Source organism: Alcanivorax sp. HI0044 (genome assembly GCF_001634945.1).
On sequence record NZ_LWEZ01001655.1, the window covers coordinates 1 to 833 of the forward strand.

The following is an 833-nucleotide window of genomic DNA, read 5'->3' on the forward strand; positions in this document are numbered from 1 at the left end:
CGCTGAACTGGGAGAGGACCTGAAACGGTTTGTTAAGTAAGATCAATTGCGCCATGGGGTGAGTATCGATGACTGTTGTTGGTCTGCGGTTGCTACCGCTTGTCCTAACAAGGCTAAACGGTCGGTGCTATACTCGCCAGCTTATGCAGAATACAGTTTTATTCGGAGGGAGCACTCCTGTTGGGTGCCCGCTGATCTGACGGCCAAAAGCCGACTGATATCAGGCGGAAAGCTCTACCAATACAATTGGGACCTTGTAATTCTATGACCACGCCTAAAATTATTTACACCATGACTGACGAGGCGCCTGCGCTGGCGACCTATTCCTTTTTACCCATCATTGAAAAATTCACTTCGATCGCTGGCATTGAAGTTGAGAGCAGTGATATTTCCCTCGCTACACGCATTCTTGCCAGCTTTCCTGAATATCTGACCGACCAGCAGAAGGTGAATGACACCCTGGCCGAACTGGGTGATCTGACCCAGGATCCGGAAGCGAACATCATCAAGCTTCCCAATATCAGTGCTTCCATCCACCAGCTCAGAGCGGCCATCGCCGAACTTAACGAGCATGGCTACCCGGTGCCGGAATACCCGGATGAGCCGCAAAGCGAGGAAGAGGAAGACATTCTGGCCCGGTACACCAAAATTCTCGGCTCTGCGGTGAACCCGGTGCTCCGCGAAGGCAACTCCGACCGCCGCGCCCCCATTGCGGTTAAAAACTATGCCCGCAAGAACCCCCATAGCATGGGCTACTGGAGCCCGGCTTCGCGCACCCANGTGGCACACATGCGTGGCGGCGACTTCTTTTCCCATGAGACCTCCTCGACGAT

Annotated in this window: 1 protein-coding gene; it reads left to right on the forward strand. The window is 53.7% G+C overall.

Annotated elements, in window-relative coordinates; all coding sequences use genetic code 11:
* Window positions 1–264: 264 nt before the first annotated feature.
* On the forward strand, window positions 265–833 hold a 569-nt coding region (locus tag A3730_RS24885; RefSeq protein WP_197477627.1), incomplete at its 3' end, for an NADP-dependent isocitrate dehydrogenase.